The organism is Pseudomonas fluorescens, assembly GCF_902498065.1.
Lineage (GTDB): Bacteria > Pseudomonadota > Gammaproteobacteria > Pseudomonadales > Pseudomonadaceae > Aquipseudomonas > Aquipseudomonas fluorescens_BJ.
The window spans coordinates 15,013-34,462 of sequence record NZ_CABVIR010000010.1; the positions used below are offsets into that span (position 1 = coordinate 15,013).

Genomic DNA, 19,450 nt, shown 5'->3' on the forward strand with positions numbered 1-19,450 from the left:
TTCGATGCTGTCGTATCACCAAAAGCGTTTTCTGATCGTCGATGATTTCTCGGATTTTCGCAGTTCCGTCAGGTCCATGCTGCGTGAGCTGGGCGTCAAGGATGTGGACACCGCGGACACGGGTGAGCAGGCGCTGCGCATGTGTTCGCAGAAGTCCTACGATTTCATCCTGCAGGATTTTCACCTCGGCGATGGCAAGAAGAACGGTCAGCAGGTCCTCGAAGACCTGATGATCGAGAAGCTGATCAGTCATGAAGCCGTGTTCGTCATGGTCACCGCCGAGACCAGCCAGGCGATGGTGCTCAGTGCCCTGGAACACGAGCCCGATGCGTACCTGACCAAGCCGTTCAACCGTTCCGGCCTGGCTCAGCGCCTGGAGCGTCTGGAGCAGCGCAAGACCTTGCTCAAGCCGATCCTGCAGGCGCTCGATCGCGGTAAACCGGTTGAAGTGCTCAATGCCTGCATCGCTTTGTGCAAGCAGGACATCCGCTACTCGCCGCTGTGCCTGCGCTACCGCGCCGATGCCTTGCGCGACTTGAATCAGAACGAGGCGCTGGAGCGACTCTACGACGGCATCATTGCCGACCGGCCTTTGCCATGGGCGTTTGCCGGGCTGGGCCAGTTACTGTTCAAGAGGGGGCAGGTCAGCCAGGCCAAGGGCGTCTACGAAAAAGCCTTGAAAGTGTTCCCGATGATGCCGGCGCTCTATGACGGCATGGCTGACGTGCTGGTCGCCGAAGGCGACACCAAGGCTGCGCAGCGGGTGTTGGAGGAGGCGATTCGTTTGTCGCCGCTGGCCGTGCGCAGGCAAGCGTTGCTGGGCAAGTTGGCGATGACCAACGAAGATTTCGACACCGCGTCCAAAGCCTATCGTCAGGCCGTCAGCCAGGGCGCCCAATCCCGTTTCAAGGACGCCGAAAGCAACCTCGGCCTCGCCCATGCGTTGATCAGCAAGGGCAGCGAAAAGGGCCTGGATACCCGGACCCGGCTGGAAATCAACACCACGCTGAGTGCCGTGGCCAAGGAAAACCCTTCCGACCCGGGCCTGCAGATTCGTGCACGGCTGATGAAGGCCACCAGCCTGTTGCTCAACGACGCCGAAACTGCGGAAAAGCTCACCGAGCAAGCGATGTTGCGCCTCGATGGCATGGAGCAGTTCATGAGTGCCGAAGCGGCACTGTTGGTGGCCAAGCAACTGCAAATGCTCGGTCAGGCTGACGCCGGTGCTTCGATGCTGAAAAACTGCGCGGAAATCTATGGCGACGATCCGGCGGTGATGCAGGGCATCGCCAAACTGACCGACGACCCGAGCATCCTCAACTCCGGCAACGATGCGGCGGAGCTCAACCGTCAAGGCGTGCGGGTGTACAAGACCGGCAACCTGGTGGAGGCGCGGGCGGTGTTCCGTAAAGCCCTGGCGTTGCAACCGAAGAACATCAGTATTGCGTTGAACATGGCGCAATCGCTACTGCATGGCACCGATACCAGCGTGCCGTCGGCGGAGCTTGAAGAATGTCGCGCCTGCCTGAAAACGGTCGGCCTGATGCCCGACACCGATGCGCGGTATGCGCGTTATCAGAAACTGAAAATCAAGGCGTTCAGCGGATGAGCCAAGACAACCCGACACTGGATTTCTCCACGGTGATTGCTTCCACCGTGCACGACATGAAGAACTCTCTGGCGATGCTGATGCAGGCGCACAGCCAATGGCTGGCGCGCTTGCCCGACCCGGCGCGGCACACCCCGGAGCAGGGCGTGATCGAGTTCGAGTTCGCTCACCTCAACGGCATGCTGGTGCAGTTGCTGGGGCTGTACAAACTCGGCGTCAACCAGATGCCGTTGCAGCCCGCTTACCATGAACTGGATGACTTCATCGAAGCGCAATTGGCCTGCCATCAGGACGTGTTCGCCAGTCGCGGCATCATGGCGACTTACGAAGTGGACCCGCTGAGCCCGTTGGGTTTCTTCGACCGCGAGCTGATTGCATCGGTGCTGGCCAACAGCATTAACAACGCCATCCGTTACGCTCGTAACGCATTGTTGATCACGGTGAGCGACGAGGCCGGGCAACTGGTGCTGACCATCAACGATGATGGCGAGGGTTACCCGGCCGAGATGATCGAGCGTCAGGCCGATTACGTGCAGGGCATTAACCACAGCAGCGGCAGCACCGGCCTGGGTCTGTATTTCGCCGGTCGGATTGCTGCGTTGCATCAGCGCAACGGTATCGGTGGGCACACTGAAATCAGCAACGGCGGCCCGTTGGGCGGTGGCGTGTTCAGCCTCTATCTTCCCTGAGCGCAAGAATCCTGTGGGAGCTGGCGTGCCAGCGATGGCGTCCAGAAGATCGACGCAGAATCCAAAGGCCCCATCGCTGGCAAGCCAGCTCCCACAGAGGGCGAAGTTATTTGTAGGTTGAGTGCTTGATATTCCGAACACGCGGTGCCTATTTTGTACGGGTCGCCGTTCGCGGCTTGCACAACTACAAAGGATTGCGTCATGACAACCGATGGCCAGCGCTCACTCGCACAGCGACTGACGGGCATTGATGAGATTGAGTGTGTTACGCCGGACCTGAACGGCGTGCCCCGTGGCAAGGTTATGACGGCCGAAGGCTTTCTCGAGGGGCGGCGTTTGCAGATGGCGCGGGGTGTGCTGCTGCAATGCATCATGGGCGGATATCCGCCAGCGCGCTTTTACGGCAGCGATGACGGCGATCTGGCGCTGGTGCCTGATCCTGCGCAGATCCACCGCTTGCCCTGGAGCACGCAGCCGCGGGCCTTGGCCATTTGCGATGCCGACGAACTGACGGGCGAAGTCTCCTGTCTGTCGACTCGCAGTCAACTCAAGGCAGTTATCGCGCGTTACGCCGCCCTGGGGCTGGCGCCGGTGGTGGCCACCGAGCTGGAGTTTTTCGTCTTCGCACCCAACACCGATCCGACGCAACCGTTCCAGCCGCCGGTGGGCCTGGACGGTCGACGCGAGGACGGTCATTCGGCGTTCAGTGTCAGTTCCAATAACGGCTTGCGGCCGTTCTTCAGTGAAGTCTATGAATGCATGGCGGCCCTCGGTCTGCCGCGCGATACGTTCATGCACGAAATGGGCGTCACTCAGTTCGAGATCAACCTGTTGCACGGTGATCCATTGCTGCTGGCTGACCAGACCTTATTGTTCAAGCATCTGCTTAAAGAAGTGGCGCTCAAACATGGGCTGACAGTGGTCTGCATGGCCAAGCCGCTGGCACACACGCCAGGCAGTTCGATGCACATTCATCAAAGCATCGTCGAGATCGGCAGCGGGCGTAACGTGTTCAGCGACGCGGCCGGCGAACCGACGGCGACCTTCCGTCACTTCATTGGCGGCCAGCAGGCTGGCATGGCGGATTTCACCGCGTTGTTCGCGCCGAACGTGAATTCCTATCAGCGCTTGTGCCATCCGTTCGCATCACCGAACAATGCCTGTTGGTCCCACGACAATCGCGCGGCCGGTTTGCGTATTCCCGCCAGTTCGCCGGCCGCTCGTCGGGTCGAGAACCGCTTGCCGGGGGCGGATGCCAATCCGTATCTGGCGATCGCCGCGAGTCTGGCAGCAGGGTTGTATGGCATTGAAAACCAGTTGGAGCCGAGCGAAGCGATTCAGGGCGAATTCGAGGTGCCGGATAATCTTTCGTTGCCGTGTACCTTGCATGCCGCACTCGAGCGTCTGAAACGTAGCCAATTGGCGAAGGAACTGTTCGGCAAGGAGTTCATCGAAGGCTACGTCGCTTCGAAGACCATGGAGTTGACCAGCTTCTTTGATGAAATTACACCCTGGGAACGCCGTGTTTTAGCCGCCCAGGCCTGACGAACCTTCGTCTTCGGGCTATCTTTTCGGATAGCCCGTTTCTCACCGCAAGGAGCCGCTCGGAACGCCGATGCGCCAAATCTGGAAACCCTTTCGAGCGCTGTATTTTGCCTCGCTGATGATGTTGATCGGCTCCGGCTTGCTGAGTACTTACCTGGGCTTGCGCCTGGCGGCCGACCATGTCGACAGCCTGTGGGTCGGTGCGTTGATGGCGGCCAACTATTTCGGCCTGGTGCTGGGGGGCAAGATCGGTCACCGGTTGATTGCCCGGGTCGGGCATATCCGTGCCTATTCGGCCTGCGCCGGGATTGTCGGCGCCGCAGTGTTGGGCCACGGTCTGGTGGACTGGCTGCCGGCGTGGTTATTCCTGCGGGTCATCGTCGGTCTCGGCATGATGTGCCAGTACATGGTCATCGAAAGCTGGCTCAATGAGCAGGCCGAAGCCTCGCAGCGCGGGGCGGTGTTCAGCGGTTACATGATCGCTTCTTATCTTGGCCTGGTGCTGGGGCAATTGATTCTGGTCATGCACCCGGGCCTCGGTCTGGAGCTGTTGATGCTGGTCGCCCTGTGCTTTGCCCTGTGCCTGGTGCCGGTGGCCCTGACGCGGCGGATTCACCCGGCGCCCCTGCACCCGGCGCCGATGGAGCCGCGGTTCTTTATCAAGCGCGTGCCGCAGTCATTGAGCACGGTGCTGGGGGCGGGGCTGATCATCGGTTCGTTCTACGGTTTGGCGCCGTTGTATGCCTCGCAGCAAGGGTTGTCCACGGAGCAGGTCGGTCTGTTCATGGGTAGCTGTATTTTTGCCGGCCTGCTGGTGCAGTGGCCGCTGGGCTGGTTGTCCGACCGTTATGACCGGGCGCTGTTGATCCGCTGTTTTGCGCTGGTGCTGGCCGTTGGCGCGTTGCCGCTGGCGGTCATGAAACAGGTGCCGCTGGAGGTGTTGTTCATCACCGGTTTTATCTGCTCGCTGGTGAAGTTCTGCCTGTACCCGCTGGCGGTCGCGTTTTCCAATGACCACGTCGAGGCTGACCGGCGGGTGTCACTGACGGCGATGTTGCTGGTGACCTACGGCGTCGGTGCGAGTATCGGGCCGTTGGTTGCCGGGGTACTGATGAAGATGTTCGGCAGTCAGATGCTCTATGCCTTCTTCAGTTTCTTCGCGTTGGTGCTTGTGTGGCGGATCCGCCCGAAAGCGGTGACCAATCTGCATCAGGTCGACGATGCGCCGCTGCATCACGTCGCCATGCCGGACAGCATGTCGAGTTCGCCGCTGGTGGCTTGCCTTGATCCGCGGGTCGATGAACAAGTGGTGCAGGACCAGATGCAAACCCCGGTCAATCCTGATGCCGCTCCTGAACCGGAGGCCGAGACACCCGCCACTCCACCTGCGGAGGACCCTGACTCGGGCCGCGAGCAAAGCTTCACCGAGGCCAGGCCTTAAAACCCAGGCATAAAAAAACGGGCAGTCACCGCAAGGGACTGCCCGTTTTTCATGCCGATTCGAATTACAGGTCGTCTTTGTCGAAGCGTCGTGCTTCGCGCTGAAGCTGATAGACGAACCGCTCGACCTGGCGCTGCACCAGGCCACTCATGTTGTGAAAGCGGATGCCGGCGAAGGTGGTGGAGATTCTTTCTTCAAAGTGCAGGTAACGCAGTTCGACCGGCGCCGTCATTTTGCCAAAAGGCAGGGCGGCGGAGAAGCGGTCGTAGACCTGGCCCAGTTGCAGGCTTTCGGTGATGTCACCTTCAAAGCGCAACTTGCAGCCCGTGGCAGAGATGTCCAGCAGCTTGCCGCTGATCGGCGCCTTGAGCTTTTCACCGTCGAGATCGACGTTGACCAGTTGAGCCAGCTTCAAGGCTGCGCGAAAAGCGTTGCGACGCTGGTGATAAACCACTTCATCTGGCAGCGGGCCACGATAGCAGCGGCTGTCACCGGACTCGTCGATGGTCAGTTGACCGTTGCTTTCCCAGGCTATGCGCACGCCTTCGTGAAAGCCTTCGACCTTGAATGGTTCGCCGGCCAGCATGAAGCGTTCACCGTCACGCGGGATCATTTCGTCGAGCGCAATGGTACCGCGCTCGCGGTCCACGTCCACCAGATAGCTCTGGAAGCGCTGGGTGCGCTCGTGGAACGTGATAATCAGCGGATCATGGCTGTCTTGTAGTTGGCGCAGGTTGCCGGAGATTTCCAACGGTGTGGTAAGCACCTTGGGTGGCTGCGGGGCATCTTCCGCGTTTAAGGCATTGGACACGGTTCATCAATCTCCAGACAAAATATGACTACGGCTGGCCATTATATTGCCAGCATGTTGCTAGTCTTGATAGGGCGTGGTCATTTGCGGGCTCAAGCCTGACTGAGCGGGCGCGGCTTCGCAAGCTTGGCGGTTGATCCGCGGGCATCATAAAGCGCTGGCGGTTCACCGCCGGTGAGGATTTTCAGCTGATTGGCCGTGGCGGCCTGCTGGACCAGGATTGACTGGCCATTATTGGCGTTCGCCGCCTGGCATTGAGCCAGTAGATCGGTCAGCACATCGCTTTGGGCCAGCAACTGCTCGCCAATGCTCGAGTGGCTGGCTAATTGCTCCAGGCCGTCGCGATTGGTGGGCAGGTTGAGGCTGGCGAGGATTTCACTGCGCTTGCGGCCATGCTGTTCAAGCAGAATGATCAATGCCTGTTTCTGCGCCAGAATTTCTTCGAGCAGTGGCATGTCGCGACCGTGCAAGGCGAGGGACTCGGTTTGCAGTAACTCGAGCAAGTGTTGCGCCGGAGCAAAATCGTCGGTGATCAGTTGCAGTAAATTAGTGTCGTGCATGGCTGGCCTTGGGTTTTAAGCGTCCAAAAGCCTGGCGCGGGCCGTGGCCTAGCGCTGGGCTTCGAAGTTGAGCAGTTTGCTGGCTACACGGTTGCTGTCGACTTTATAGCTGCCATCGGCAATCGCTGCTTTCAACTCGGCCACGCGGGCTTTGTCGACGGCAGGCTGATCGCGCAGCTTGTCAGTGACCTGTTGCAACTGTTGAGCCTCATGGCTGAGGTGTACCGATTCCCCGCTTTTGACGGCAGTGGCCTGTTCGGCCGGGGTAGTCAGCGGCGCGGATTTGCCGGCTTCGGCGGTTTCCTTGGCAACGCTGGTACGTGTACTGCCCGTAAGTGACGAGGAGCTGTTCAAACGGCTGAAATCGATGACCATGGTAAAAAACCTCTGAGTATTTGGACGCTTGCCATGTTTTCGGCTCTCCCTGTGAAAACTTTAGACTCATTTATCAAATGAGCCCGCATGCGCCAGCACTTCTCCTGCATGCGGCACAGTTTAGGGAACAGCCTCGGCCAACGCCACATCTTCACGAACAGAGAATCCTACATGGACACTTCCACCTGACCCGGCGCGGTCACTTGCGCCTTGATGACCCTTCTCGAATTGAGGTTTTTCACGCGTATCTGCTCGGCCATGCCGCCATTGGACAGGGCCTCGCCGGGCATTCGCACGCTGAGCGTACCACTGCGAGCGGTAATCACCACCTGATCGCCTTTGCGAATGACTTCCGCCTGTTCGAGATGGACGAGGGTAATTACCTGATCGGTGACCATTGGTCGGGTAAGTCGTTGGCCGATCGCCTGGTCGACAGACGTGAGGTAGCCCTGGCCAAGCAGGCTGATGTCGCGCTCGCGCAACATCACGTCATCGGGCTCGACAATCCCGGTGCGGCGCAGGGGCCGGGTGACGGTCACAACATCGCGAAACAGGCGGACTTGAGCGGGTACGAAGACCGTCCAGGGTGATGAGCCCTCGCAGCGAACCTTGACCGTTACCCGTCCCAGCGGCTTGGCCGGGCTCTCGAGGCTGGCTGTCAATTCCTTGTCGCACATGGGCATGCGCAGACGCGAGTCGAGCTGGTTTACCTGGATTTCGTAGCGACCTTCCGTTTGACTGGTAGCCAGGTAGTCTTCTACGGTGAATTCAAGAAAGCCCTGGGTGACGCCGATAAGCATGTCAGGCAAGGTAACCGCGTCAGCAAGGGCAGGGCTGCCAGCGTTGAACAGGCAAACGGCCGGCACCGCACAGAGCAATCTGCGGAAGAAGGATGTCAGGCGTCGGAAAAATGTCGGTTCTGTGTTCATAAGAGTTAAAAAGCAAGCGCCGTGCCGTTTAGTGATGAATGTGCGTCGCAACACACTTAGCGTTGGTGTAGGAGTCTGGGCATGGCTGGTGTAATGGATTCGGTAAACCAGCGCACGCAACTGGTAGGGCAGAATCGCCTGGAGCTGTTGTTGTTCCGTCTCGACGGCCAGCAGCTGTACGGGATCAACGTGTTCAAGGTTCGCGAGGTGCTGCAATGCCCCAAGCTGACCCTGATGCCCAAGTCCAGTCCTGTCGTGTGCGGTGTGGCAAATATTCGGGGGGCGACCATTCCGATCCTTGATCTGGCAATGGCGACCGGTTCCGGGGCGCTTAAAGATCAAAGCAATCCCTTCGTGATCATCACGGAGTACAACACCAAGACCCAGGGTTTCCTGGTGCGCTCGGTGGAACGCATCGTCAACATGAACTGGGAGGAGATTCATCCGCCTCCCAAGGGGACCGGGCGCGATCATTACCTGACGGCTGTGACTCGGGTCGACAATCAGTTAGTCGAAATCATCGACGTCGAGAAAGTGCTGGCGGAAGTGGCGCCGACGCCGGAAGCGATTTCCGTCGGCGTGGTCGATGTCGAAACCCAGCACAAGGCGCTGTCGCTGCGGGTGCTGACGGTCGATGACTCGTCGGTGGCGCGCAAGCAGGTCACGCGTTGCCTGCAAACGGTCGGTGTCGAAGTGGTGGCGTTGAACGACGGACGGCAAGCGCTGGATTACCTGCGCAAGCTGGCCGACGAGGGCAAGAAGCCGGAAGAAGAGTTCCTGATGATGATCTCCGACATCGAGATGCCGGAGATGGACGGGTACACGCTGACGGCCGAGATCCGCAACGACCCGCGCATGCAAAAGCTTCATATCATCCTGCATACTTCGTTGTCGGGTGTGTTCAATCAGGCGATGGTCAAGAAAGTCGGTGCCGATGACTTCCTGGCCAAATTCCGTCCTGATGACCTGGCATCCCGGGTAGTCGACCGGATCAAAGCAGCAGATATCAGCTAGGGGCCTTCTGCCCCTGGTGGTTAATACGATTTAAGAGGCGGCATCATTGTCTACGGGTAATTTGGATTTCGAACAGTTCCGGGTCTTCCTGGAAAAAGCCTGTGGCATTTTGCTCGGTGAAAACAAGCAGTATCTGGTCTCGAGCCGTCTCAACAAACTGATGGAACAGCAAGGCATCAAGTCTTTGGGTGAGCTGGTTCAGCGCATCCAGACCCAGCCGCGCAGCGGTTTGCGCGAGATGGTGGTGGATGCCATGACGACCAACGAAACCCTGTGGTTTCGTGACACCTATCCGTTTGAAGTCTTGAAGAACAAGGTGCTGCCCGAAGCCATCAAGGCGGCTCCGGGGCAGCGCTTGCGAATCTGGTCGGCGGCCTGCTCTTCGGGTCAGGAGCCGTATTCGCTGTCGATGTCCATCGACGAGTTCGAGCGGGTCAACATGGGCCAGTTGAAGATGGGCGTGCAGATCGTTGCCACTGACCTGTCCGGCACCATGCTGACCAACTGCAAGACTGGCGAGTACGACAGCCTGGCCATCGGCCGCGGTTTGTCGCCCGAGCGTCTTCAGCGTTATTTCGACCCGAAAGGGCCGGGGCGCTGGGCCATCAAGGCACCCATCAAGAGTCGGGTGGAGTTTCGCTCGTTCAACCTGCTGGACAGCTACGCGAGCCTCGGCAAGTTCGACATCGTGTTCTGTCGCAACGTGCTGATCTACTTCTCCGCCGAGGTGAAGAAAGACATCCTGTTGCGCATCCACAGCACGCTGAAGCCGGGCGGTTATCTGTTCCTCGGGGCGTCCGAGGCGCTGAACGGTTTGCCGGACCATTACCAGATGGTCCAGTGCAGTCCGGGGATCATTTACCAGGCGAAGTGATGGCTTGGCGGTATCAAAAAAACGGGAATCCTCAGGGGCTCCCGTTTTTTATGCCTGATGATTTCCCGCCAACACCGCTAAACCCTGTGGGAGCGAGCCTGCTCGCGATGGCGTCGTGTCAGCCAACATCAATGTATGTGTTACACCGCTATCGCGAGCAGGCTCGCTCCCACAGGGGATGGCGGTGTTCTTGAAAGGGGTGATAAGCGGCAGAAAAGCGGCAGGCGGCGGAAACCCGTTGCCGCTTTTCTGGCATTGCCGCTTTGCCCCTGCCCGCAAAGCCCCGGTTTACGGGGTTTTACAAATTGGCACGCCGCTTGCTATGTCCATCGTACGAAAAATCAGGTCACCCGAAGGTTTCCCGACATGAGCATCAGCTTCGATAAAGCGCTCGGTATCCACGAACAAGCCCTGGGCTTCCGCGCTCAGCGTGCCGAAGTCCTGGCCAACAACATTGCCAACGCCGACACCCCGAACTACAAGGCCCGGGATCTGGACTTCTCGAAAGTGCTCGCTGAGCAGAACGAGAAAACCAAGAGCGGCACGTTCGCCTTGAACATGACCAACAACCGTCATATCGAAGCCGAAGGCATGGGCAATGGCGACGAGTCGCTGCTGTATCGCACGCCGATGCAACCGTCGATCGACCAGAACACCGTGGATGCTCAGCTGGAACAGTCGAACTACGCGGAAAACGCGATCAACTTCCAGGCCAGCTTCACCCTGCTCAACAGCAAATTCAAAGGGCTGATGTCAGCCCTTCGCGGAGAGTAAGTCATGTCCCTATCCAGTGTTTTCAACATTGCCGGTAGCGGCATGAGTGCGCAAACCACGCGCTTGAACACCGTGGCCTCGAACATCGCCAACGCCGAGACCGTTTCGTCGAGCATTGACCAGACCTACCGCGCGCGTCACCCGGTGTTCGCCACCATGTTCCAGGGCGGGCAGAGCGGCGGCAGCGATTCGCTGTTCCAGAACCAGGAGGCAGCCGGTCAAGGCGTGCAAGTGCTGGGCGTCGTCGAAGACCAGAGCAATCTGGATGCGCGTTACGAGCCGAACCACCCGGCGGCCGATGCCAAGGGCTACGTCTACTACCCGAACGTCAACGTGGTGGAAGAAATGGCCGACATGATTTCCGCGAGCCGTTCGTTCCAGACCAACGCCGAAATGATGAACACCGCCAAAACCATGATGCAGAAGGTCCTGACCCTCGGTCAGTGATAAGGGGCGACTCAGATGAGTGTTACCGATACCACCAGCAGCCTTAGCCTCAAAGACATCCTGGCCAACTCTTCGATCAAGACCAACACCAGTGCCGACGGTCTGGCGGCCGCCACGAACAGCGCCACCGGCAAACAGGCCCTGGGCAAGGACGCGTTCCTGCAGTTGCTGGTGACACAACTGAAGAACCAGAACCCGCTGGAGCCACAGGACAACGGCGAGTTCGTTGCCCAGCTGGCGCAATTCAGCAGCCTGGAAGGCATCACCACGCTCAACACCACCGTGGGCGGTCTGGCGAACAACCTGGCGGGCAGCTTGAGCTCGTCCCAGGCGTTGCAGGCGTCGTCGCTGGTGGGCCGTTCGGTCATCGCGCCGGGCGACAAGGCGGTGGTCGACACCACCAAGAGCTTCACCGGTACAGTTGCCGTGCCTGCCGAGGCCGATCCGGTCAAGGTCAAGATCACCGATGCCGAAGGCAAGGTGATCCGCACCATCGACCTGGGCAAACAGAAGGCCGGCAACGCCAGCTTCATCTGGGACGGCAAGAACGAAGCCGGTGAAGTGGCCAAGGCGGGTACGTACACCTTCGGCGCCACTGCGACTTACGACAGCAAGGCGACTTCGCTGGTCACCTACCTGCCGGCCACCGTCACCAGCGTGACCATCAGCCAGACTGGCGGTGAGTTGATGCTCAATCTGGCCGGGCTGGGCAGCGTTGCCCTGTCCAAAGTACAAACCATTGGTATGTAAGAGCCGACTAACCCGGCACAAAGGAGTGGAATATGTCTTTCAATATCGGCCTTAGCGGTCTCTATGCAGCCAACAAACAACTGGACGTGACGGGCAACAACATCGCCAACGTCGCGACCACCGGTTTCAAATCGTCCCGTGCGGAATTCGAAGACGTTTACTCGGCCACCAAGCTGGGTTCCGGCAGCAAAACCATCGGTAACGGCGTACGCCTGGCCAACGTTTCCCAGCAGTTCACCCAGGGCGACATCAACAACACCGGCAACGTGCTGGACATGGGCATCAACGGTTCCGGCTTCTTCGTGCTGAACACCAACGGCTCGCTGTCCTACACCCGTGCCGGTACGTTCAAGGTCGACAAAGACGGTTACGTTACCAACACCGATGGCACTGCACGTCTGCAGGGCTACGGCGTGGATGCCAATGGCAAGATCCTCAACGGTGTGTTGACCGACCTGCGTATCGATACCTCGAACCTGGCGCCGAAAAACACCTCCACGGTGTCGTCGACGATCAACCTGAATTCCACCGCACTGGAAATCAATCAGGCGCTCGTCCCGTTCGATCCGACCAAAGAAGCCTCTTTCACCAAGCAGTTCGGTACCAAGGTGTACGACACTCAAGGTAACGAGCACACCATGGACCAGTACATGGTCAAGACGGGTGCGAACACCTGGAAAACCTACACCCTGATTGATGGTCGCAACCCGGATGGCACCGACCCTAGCCCTACCGCGGTTCCGTTGAACCCGCCGGTCGCTTCGACCATGGTGTTCGATACGTCGGGCAAGCTGGTTTCGGTCACCACACCGGCCGTTCCGTTGCCGATCGTCAGCCCTGACCTGAAGGTGACTGGCTGGGTTCCCGGCACCGTGACCAATGGTGTGTGGCAAGCCAACGGCGCTACTTCCGGCGTCATTACGGTCTCCATGGACAAAACCACGCAATTCAACGCCGATACTGCGCGTTCGATTCCTTCGCAGAACGGTTACGCCACCGGTCAGATCACCAACCTGACCATCGACGGCAGCGGCGTGATGCTCGCCAACTTCAGCAACAGTCAGACCAAGGCCATCGGCCAGATCTCCCTCGCCAGTTTCACCAACGAACAGGGTCTGCAGCCTGTCGGCGGCACCAGTTGGAAAGAAACCTTCGCGTCGGGTATCCCGGGCTACGATGCACCGACCACCGGTACGTTGGGCGAGATCCACTCCAACTCGCTGGAAGAGTCCAACGTCAACCTGACCAGCGAACTGGTCGACCTGATCAAGGCGCAGAGCAACTACCAGGCGAACGCCAAGACCATTTCGACCCAGAGCACCATCATGCAGACCATCATTCAGATGACCTGATGCAGGTTGGCTGATTGCTGCACAAAGAACCCCTCGCAAGAGGGGTTTTTTTATGGCCGGGATTTTGTGTTGTGTGCCGGGTGTTGGGTTGTTTGTGATGGCGCCATCGCGAGCAGGTTATGTGCGCAGATGATCAAATGTGGGAGCTAGCCTGCTGGCGATGGCGTTATACCAGTCACCACATTCCTCAGGGCAAAAGAAAACCCCTGACCAATCCAGAGGACTGATCGGGGGTTGTCGGGTAAGCGCCTCGCGGCGCCTACAGGCTCAGCTTATTGGCAAGCTTCGCAATCCGGCTCGTCGATGGCGCAAGCCTTCGGTACTGGAGCAGGGCCGGCAGGAGCAGCCAGGACCGAATCTTCACCGTGGTTGCCACCGCTGGAAACAGCGTTCAGCTTGCCGGTGTTGATGGTCGACTTCTCGGTGCTGGTCGCGGCCAGGGCACGGAGGTAGTAAGTGGTTTTCAGACCACGGTACCAGGCCATGCGGTAGGTCACGTCCAGTTTCTTGCCCGAGGCGCCAGCGATGTACAGGTTCAGCGATTGAGCCTGGTCGATCCACTTCTGGCGACGGCTGGCCGCGTCAACGATCCACTTGGTGTCCACTTCGAAAGCAGTCGCGTAGAGCTCTTTGAGTTCTTGCGGGATGCGTTCGATCTGTTGAACCGAACCGTCGTAGTACTTCAGGTCGTTGATCATGACCGAGTCCCACAGACCGCGAGCCTTCAGGTCGCGAACCAGGTACGGGTTGATCACGGTGAATTCGCCCGAGAGGTTCGATTTCACGTAGAGGTTCTGGTAAGTCGGTTCGATCGACTGCGAGACGCCAGTGATGTTGGCGATGGTCGCGGTCGGTGCGATGGCCATGATGTTGGAGTTACGGATGCCTTTCTGTACACGGGCGCGAACCGGTGCCCAGTCCAGGGATTCGTTCAGGTCAACGTCGATGTACTTCTGGCCACGCTGCTCGATCAGGATCTGTTGCGAATCCAGCGGCAGGATGCCTTTGGACCACAGCGAACCCTGGAACGTCTCGTACGCGCCGCGCTCGTCGGCCAGGTCGCAGGAGGCCTGGATCGCGTAGTAGCTGACCGCTTCCATCGACTTGTCGGCGAACTCGACGGCAGCGTCGGAACCGTAAGGAATGTGCTGCAGGTACAGCGCGTCCTGGAAGCCCATGATGCCCAGACCGACCGGACGGTGCTTGAAGTTGGAGTTCTTCGCTTGTGGCACCGAGTAGTAGTTGATGTCGATCACGTTATCGAGCATGCGTACGGCGGTGTTCACGGTGCGTTCCAGCTTGGCGGTGTCCAGCTTGCCGTTGACGATGTGGTTCGGCAGGTTGATCGAGCCCAGGTTGCAAACGGCGATCTCGTCCTTGTTGGTGTTCAAGGTGATTTCGGTGCACAGGTTCGAGCTGTGGACCACGCCGACGTGCTGCTGCGGGCTGCGCAGGTTGCACGGGTCTTTGAAGGTCAGCCATGGGTGGCCGGTTTCAAACAGCATGGACAGCATTTTGCGCCACAGGTCTTTGGCCTGGATGGTCTTGAACAGCTTGACCTTGCCCGGGTACTCGGTCAGGGCTTCGTAGTACTCGTAACGCTCTTCGAAGGCCTTGCCGGTCAGGTCGTGCAGGTCCGGAACCTCGGATGGCGAGAACAGGGTCCATTTGCCGTCATCGAAGACACGCTTCATGAACAGGTCAGGGATCCAGTTGGCAGTGTTCATGTCGTGGGTACGACGACGATCATCACCGGTGTTCTTGCGCAGCTCGATGAACTCCTCGATGTCCATGTGCCAGGTTTCCAGGTAGGCACACACAGCGCCCTTGCGCTTGCCACCCTGGTTGACGGCAACGGCGGTGTCGTTCACCACTTTCAGGAACGGTACGACGCCCTGGGATTTGCCGTTGGTGCCCTTGATGTAAGAACCCAGTGCACGAACCGGGGTCCAGTCGTTGCCCAGGCCGCCGGCGAATTTCGACAACATGGCGTTGTCGTGGATCGCGTGGTAAATGCCCGACAGGTCATCCGGCACGGTGGTCAGGTAGCAGCTCGACAGCTGTGGACGCAGGGTACCGGCGTTGAACAGGGTCGGAGTCGACGACATGTAGTCGAAGGACGACAGCAGGTTGTAGAACTCGATCGCACGGTCTTCTTTGTTCTTCTCTTCGATTGCCAGGCCCATGGCCACGCGCATGAAGAAAATCTGCGGCAGTTCGAAGCGGATGCCGTCCTTGTGGATGAAGTAACGGTCGTACAGGGTTTGCAGGCCCAGGTAAGTGAACTGCTGATCGCGCTCGTGGTTGATCGCCTTGCCGAGTTTTTCCAGGTCGAAGGTGGCCAGGACCGGGTTCAGCAATTCGAATTCGATACCTTTAGCGATGTAGGCAGGCAAGGCCTTGGCGTACAGGTCGACCATTTCGTGGTGGGTCGCGCTCTCGGCGACGCCCAGGAAGTTCAGGCCTTCGGCACGCAGGGTGTCCATCAGCAGGCGGGCGGTCACGAACGAGTAGTTCGGCTCACGCTCGACCAGGGTACGGGCGGTCATCACCAGGGCGGTGTTGACGTCGGTCAGGGCCACGCCGTCGTACAGGTTTTTCAGGGTTTCGCGCTGGATCAGGTCGCCGTCGACTTCTTCCAGGCCTTCGCACGCTTCGGTGACGATGGTGTTCAGGCGACCCATGTCCAGAGGAGCAAAGGTGCCATCGGCGCGGGTGATGCGGATCGACGGGTGAGCGTTGACCGCTTCTTCTGCCGGGGCGTGGGCAGCGCGCTCTTTCGAACGACCGTCACGGTAGATCACGTAGTCGCGAGCCACTTTCTGCTCGCCGGCACGCATCAGGGCCAGTTCGACCTGGTCCTGGATTTCTTCGATGTGGATGGTGCCGCCCGACGGCATGCGACGCTTGAAGGTCGCGGTGACTTGTTCGGTCAGACGGGCAACGGTGTCATGGATTCGCGACGAAGCGGCAGCGGTGCCGCCTTCAACTGCGAGAAACGCTTTGGTGATCGCGACGGTGATTTTGTCATCGGTGTAAGGAACGACAGTGCCGTTACGCTTGATCACGCGCAGTTGGCCAGGCGCGGTGGCGGACAGATCCGAAGTCGAATCAGCGGCCTGCGGCAAGGTGCCCTGCGGGTTCTCGCGAGTTGTGTCGGTTTGCATGGGGGTGTGTCTCCACATTCTCTATGTTTGTTTGAGCACCTTCATGGTGCCCACCGTTCTGTCCTGAAGCACTACAACCGACGGGCGTCGGGCATAACAACTTCGGGACAGTAGGAAAAAGGCTAATGATGCCGCGTCCCTGCCGAAGTCTTTGGTAACGAACCTGAGCTCGTCACCGGATTCCATTCCGGGTAGCAGCAATGACTGCAACACCCGTACCGTTCTGGCCATTCAAGCCTGAAAAAACGGTGCCGTCCGCATGAGCGGTTTGGGCTTGTAATTTGACACTTGGTTCAACCGGAAACAGGCAATAAAGCACTTGAGTTCCGGGTGTGAAATGTGGTTGGGCTTTTAGGTCAAAACCCTACATGTAGGGTTTTTTTGGCGCCGGGGTACAAGATAGTGCGTTTTGGAAGGTGTTGCAACGTACTACCTGTGGATAAACCTGTGTGTAAATTGTGTGTGAAATTTGGAACCGGCGTGCAGGCCGCGACCTAGCTGGAGCGCGCCCTTTTTAACGGGAATTCTGCCGCTGAAAACAGTCGCGCAGATTTTTAAGGGCGCGAACCCTATCACAAAAAACCGGGTTGTCCGAACGCATTTGCCGGCTTGTGTTATCGACGAGCGACGTTTATACAATCGGCCAATGGTTATGCATTCTTATCCTCCCCAATCATTACAAAAAGACGGGCGGATCCTTCCTTATAAGTGTTGTTGGCAAGCAGAGGTCACCGTGGAGCAAGAAGCCTGGCAGGTGTTGATTGTGGAGGACGACCAGCGTCTGGCCGAACTGACTCGCGAATACCTGGAAGCCAATGGCCTGCGTGTGTCGATCGAAGGCAACGGCGCCCTGGCGGCCGCGCGCATCATCAAGGAGAAACCGGACCTGGTGATCCTCGACCTGATGCTGCCGGGCGAAGACGGCCTGAGCATTTGCCGCAAAGTCCGCAGCAAATATGACGGACCGATCCTGATGCTCACCGCGCGCACCGACGACACCGATCAGATCCTCGGCCTCGATCTGGGCGCCGACGACTATGTCTGCAAACCGGTTCGACCGCGTCTGCTGCTGGCGCGTATCCAGGCTCTGTTGCGGCGCAGTGAAGCGCCTGAAGCCGTCCCGGAAAAACAACGTCGTCTGCAGTTCGGCCCGCTGGTGGTGGACAACGCCTTGCGTGAAGCCTGGCTGCATGACAACGGTATCGAGTTGACCAGCGCCGAGTTCGACCTGCTCTGGCTGTTGGTGGCCAATGCCGGGCGCATCCTCTCTCGTGAAGAGATATTCACCGCCTTGCGCGGCATCGGCTATGACGGCCAGGACCGCTCCATCGACGTGCGCATCTCGCGCATTCGGCCGAAGATCGGCGATGACCCGGACCATCCGCGACTGATCAAAACCATCCGCAGCAAAGGTTACCTGTTCGTGCCGGAAGCCTGCGTAGACCCGTCGCTGTGAATTCGATCTTCCTGCGTATCTATGGCGGCATGTGCGCGGCGCTGATTCTGGTGGCCGTGCTCGGCGTGCTGGCGCTGCACATGCTCAACCAGGTGCGCAGCGAGCAGTACCGCGAGCGCCTGGCCCACGGTACGTTCTCGTTGATGGCCGATAACCTGCAGCCGATGAATGAAACCCAGCGTCATCGCGCCTTGCTGGTGTGGGAGCGCCTGCTCGGTATTCCGTTGGCGCTGAAGACTTTTGCCCAGACCGACCTCGATCTGACTCAGCGCACCCGCGTGCTGCGCGGTCAGGCGCTGGTGGAGCAGACCGGTCCGCATGCAGCGAAGGTCTATCGACTGATCAGCGACAAGGAGCAACTGGTGCTCGCGGGGGAGGTGCAGCAGATCAGCGAGCAACTGGCCCGAGCGACCATTTACCTGCTCGCCGATGAACTGGTGCGGGTGCCGGTGGCCGAGCAGCCCAAGCGTCTGGCGCAGTTGAAAGAAGACAAAGGGTTTGGTTTCGACTTGCGGCTGGTCACGGTCGGCGAAGCGGACATGGACGAAGACCAGAGCCGTCGGGTGGCCGAAGGCGATACGGTGATGGCCCTGGGCAAGGGCGGCGATTCGATCCGGGTGTTTGCCGGCATGGTCGGCACGCCGTGGGTGCTGGAAATCGGTCCGTTGTATCAGATGAATCCTTACCCGCCGGAGTGGCTGGTGCTGATCGCTGCCCTGGGCTTGAGCCTGATCGGCTTGATCGTCTATCTCTTGGTGCGGCAACTGGAGCGCCGCTTGCGCGGGCTCGAAGCGGCCGCCACGCGCATCGCCAAAGGCAGCCTGGAAACCCGTGTGCCGGCGCGCGGCGCCGACTCGGTGGGGCGCCTGGCCTCGGCGTTCAACGGCATGGCCGAACACCTGCAGCAGTTGCTGGCGATCCAGCGTGAACTGGTACGCGCGGTGTCCCACGAATTGCGCACGCCCGTGGCGCGCCTGCGTTTTGGCTTGGAGATGATCGGTTCGGCGACCACGCCGCAGGCGCTGGAGAAGTACCGCGAGGGCATGGACCACGACATTGAAGACCTTGATCGTCTGGTCGACGAGATGCTGACTTACGCGCGGCTGGAACAGGGTTCGCCGGCGCTGAATTTCCAGCGGATTGACCTGGATGCGTTGGTCAATCAAGTGATCGAAGAGTTGGCGCCCTTGCGCGCCGACGTCACCGTGCAGCGCGGTTTGTGCCTGTCGGCTGCCGATTGCGATGACGCCTGGGTCGAGGCCGAACCCCGTTACCTGCACCGGGCGATCCAGAACCTGGTGAGCAACGCCATGCGCCATGCCTCATCGCGGGTGACCGTCAGCTATCAGGTCGGGCAGCAGCGTTGTCGGGTGGACATCGAAGATGACGGGCCGGGGGTGCCGGAATCCGCGTGGGAGAAAATCTTTACGCCGTTCCTGCGTCTCGATGACAGCCGAACGCGTGCTTCGGGCGGGCATGGATTGGGGCTGTCGATCGTGCGGCGGATCATTCACTGGCATGACGGGCGAGCGTTGATCAGCAAGAGCAAGAGCCTGGGCGGTGCTTGCTTTAGCCTGAGTTGGCCGCGCAATCAGGAGAAGCGTTGAGACCCTCGTTGTCTGGGATGGCCTCATCGCGGGCAAACCATGCACCGCAA

The 19,450-nt window shown here is 59.4% G+C and carries 17 protein-coding genes; 12 read left to right on the forward strand and 5 right to left on the reverse strand.

All coding sequences use genetic code 11. The annotated features are described in order from the left end of the window. Nucleotides 1–4: 4 nt before the first annotated feature. The 4 genes from F8N43_RS26610 (at nt 5) to F8N43_RS26625 (ending at nt 5,284) form a co-directional block, all read left to right on the forward strand. Nucleotides 5–1,609 carry a tetratricopeptide repeat-containing response regulator gene (locus F8N43_RS26610; protein WP_150633326.1) on the forward strand — a complete coding sequence of 535 codons (1,605 nt, stop codon included), beginning with the start codon at nt 5–7 and terminating at the stop codon, nt 1,607–1,609. After that, on the forward strand, nt 1,606–2,298 hold the full coding sequence (locus F8N43_RS26615; protein ID WP_150633327.1) for a sensor histidine kinase: 693 nt from the start codon (nt 1,606–1,608) through the stop codon (nt 2,296–2,298). Before F8N43_RS26610 ends, F8N43_RS26615 begins: the two co-directional genes overlap by 4 nt. A 303-nt stretch (nt 2,299–2,601) precedes the next feature. Continuing rightward, nucleotides 2,602–3,843, forward strand: coding sequence for a glutamine synthetase family protein (locus F8N43_RS26620; RefSeq protein ID WP_191630159.1), 1,242 nt, complete (start codon nt 2,602–2,604; stop codon nt 3,841–3,843). Nucleotides 3,844–3,913: 70 nt separating this feature from the next. Then, entirely contained in the window at nt 3,914–5,284 is a 1,371-nt protein-coding gene (locus F8N43_RS26625; RefSeq protein WP_150633329.1) for an MFS transporter, read from the forward strand. A 64-nt stretch (nt 5,285–5,348) separates the two neighbouring features. On the opposite strand, the gene F8N43_RS26630 is transcribed toward F8N43_RS26625, so the two are convergent. The 4 genes from F8N43_RS26630 to flgA form a co-directional block, all read right to left on the reverse strand. Further along, on the reverse strand, nt 5,349–6,095 hold the full coding sequence (locus tag F8N43_RS26630; protein WP_150633330.1) for a flagellar brake protein: 747 nt from the start codon (nt 6,093–6,095) through the stop codon (nt 5,349–5,351). Between the two features lie 92 nt (nt 6,096–6,187). Then, nucleotides 6,188–6,655 (reverse strand): flagella synthesis protein FlgN, encoded by a 468-nt coding sequence (locus tag F8N43_RS26635; protein ID WP_150633331.1) that lies wholly within the window; start codon nt 6,653–6,655, stop codon nt 6,188–6,190. 48 nt (nt 6,656–6,703) lie between these two features. After that, the gene (gene flgM, locus F8N43_RS26640) at nt 6,704–7,030 is read right to left on the reverse strand and encodes a flagellar biosynthesis anti-sigma factor FlgM (protein ID WP_150633332.1); all 327 of its coding nucleotides are present in this window, start codon (nt 7,028–7,030) and stop codon (nt 6,704–6,706) included. A gap of 167 nt (nt 7,031–7,197) precedes the next feature. Further along, entirely contained in the window at nt 7,198–7,959 is a 762-nt protein-coding gene (gene flgA, locus F8N43_RS26645) for a flagellar basal body P-ring formation chaperone FlgA (RefSeq protein ID WP_150633333.1), read from the reverse strand. Nucleotides 7,960–8,040: 81 nt separating this feature from the next. Here flgA and F8N43_RS26650 point away from each other — a divergent pair, with 81 nt between their 5' ends. The 6 genes from F8N43_RS26650 (at nt 8,041) to flgE (ending at nt 13,170) form a co-directional block, all read left to right on the forward strand. After that, on the forward strand, nt 8,041–8,973 hold the full coding sequence (locus F8N43_RS26650) for a chemotaxis protein CheV (RefSeq protein ID WP_150633334.1): 933 nt from the start codon (nt 8,041–8,043) through the stop codon (nt 8,971–8,973). A gap of 46 nt (nt 8,974–9,019) precedes the next feature. Beyond that, nucleotides 9,020–9,847, forward strand: coding sequence for a protein-glutamate O-methyltransferase CheR (gene cheR, locus F8N43_RS26655; protein ID WP_150633335.1), 828 nt, complete (start codon nt 9,020–9,022; stop codon nt 9,845–9,847). A 366-nt stretch (nt 9,848–10,213) separates the two neighbouring features. Further along, nucleotides 10,214–10,621: a flagellar basal body rod protein FlgB gene (gene flgB, locus F8N43_RS26660; protein ID WP_008029381.1), complete on the forward strand. Its 408-nt coding sequence runs from the start codon at nt 10,214–10,216 to the stop codon at nt 10,619–10,621. Nucleotides 10,622–10,624: 3 nt separating this feature from the next. Then, on the forward strand, nt 10,625–11,068 hold the full coding sequence (flgC, locus tag F8N43_RS26665; protein ID WP_150633336.1) for a flagellar basal body rod protein FlgC: 444 nt from the start codon (nt 10,625–10,627) through the stop codon (nt 11,066–11,068). 15 nt (nt 11,069–11,083) lie between these two features. Next, nucleotides 11,084–11,818, forward strand: coding sequence for a flagellar hook assembly protein FlgD (gene flgD / locus F8N43_RS26670; RefSeq protein WP_150633337.1), 735 nt, complete (start codon nt 11,084–11,086; stop codon nt 11,816–11,818). A gap of 32 nt (nt 11,819–11,850) precedes the next feature. After that, nucleotides 11,851–13,170: a flagellar hook protein FlgE gene (flgE, locus tag F8N43_RS26675; RefSeq protein ID WP_150633338.1), complete on the forward strand. Its 1,320-nt coding sequence runs from the start codon at nt 11,851–11,853 to the stop codon at nt 13,168–13,170. A gap of 272 nt (nt 13,171–13,442) precedes the next feature. On the opposite strand, the gene F8N43_RS26680 is transcribed toward flgE, so the two are convergent. Next, nucleotides 13,443–16,337, reverse strand: a complete 2,895-nt coding sequence (locus F8N43_RS26680; RefSeq protein WP_150633339.1) for a ribonucleoside-diphosphate reductase subunit alpha — start codon at nt 16,335–16,337, stop codon at nt 13,443–13,445. Between the two features lie 733 nt (nt 16,338–17,070). Between F8N43_RS26680 and F8N43_RS26685 the strand changes: the two genes are divergently transcribed. Both F8N43_RS26685 and F8N43_RS26690 read left to right on the forward strand, forming a co-directional pair. Beyond that, nucleotides 17,071–17,793 (forward strand): response regulator, encoded by a 723-nt coding sequence (locus F8N43_RS26685; protein WP_150633340.1) that lies wholly within the window; start codon nt 17,071–17,073, stop codon nt 17,791–17,793. Beyond that, a complete protein-coding gene (locus tag F8N43_RS26690; RefSeq protein WP_150636109.1) occupies nt 17,790–19,400 on the forward strand; it encodes an ATP-binding protein in 1,611 nt (536 codons plus the stop codon). Before F8N43_RS26685 ends, F8N43_RS26690 begins: the two co-directional genes overlap by 4 nt. Nucleotides 19,401–19,450: the final 50 nt, after the last annotated feature.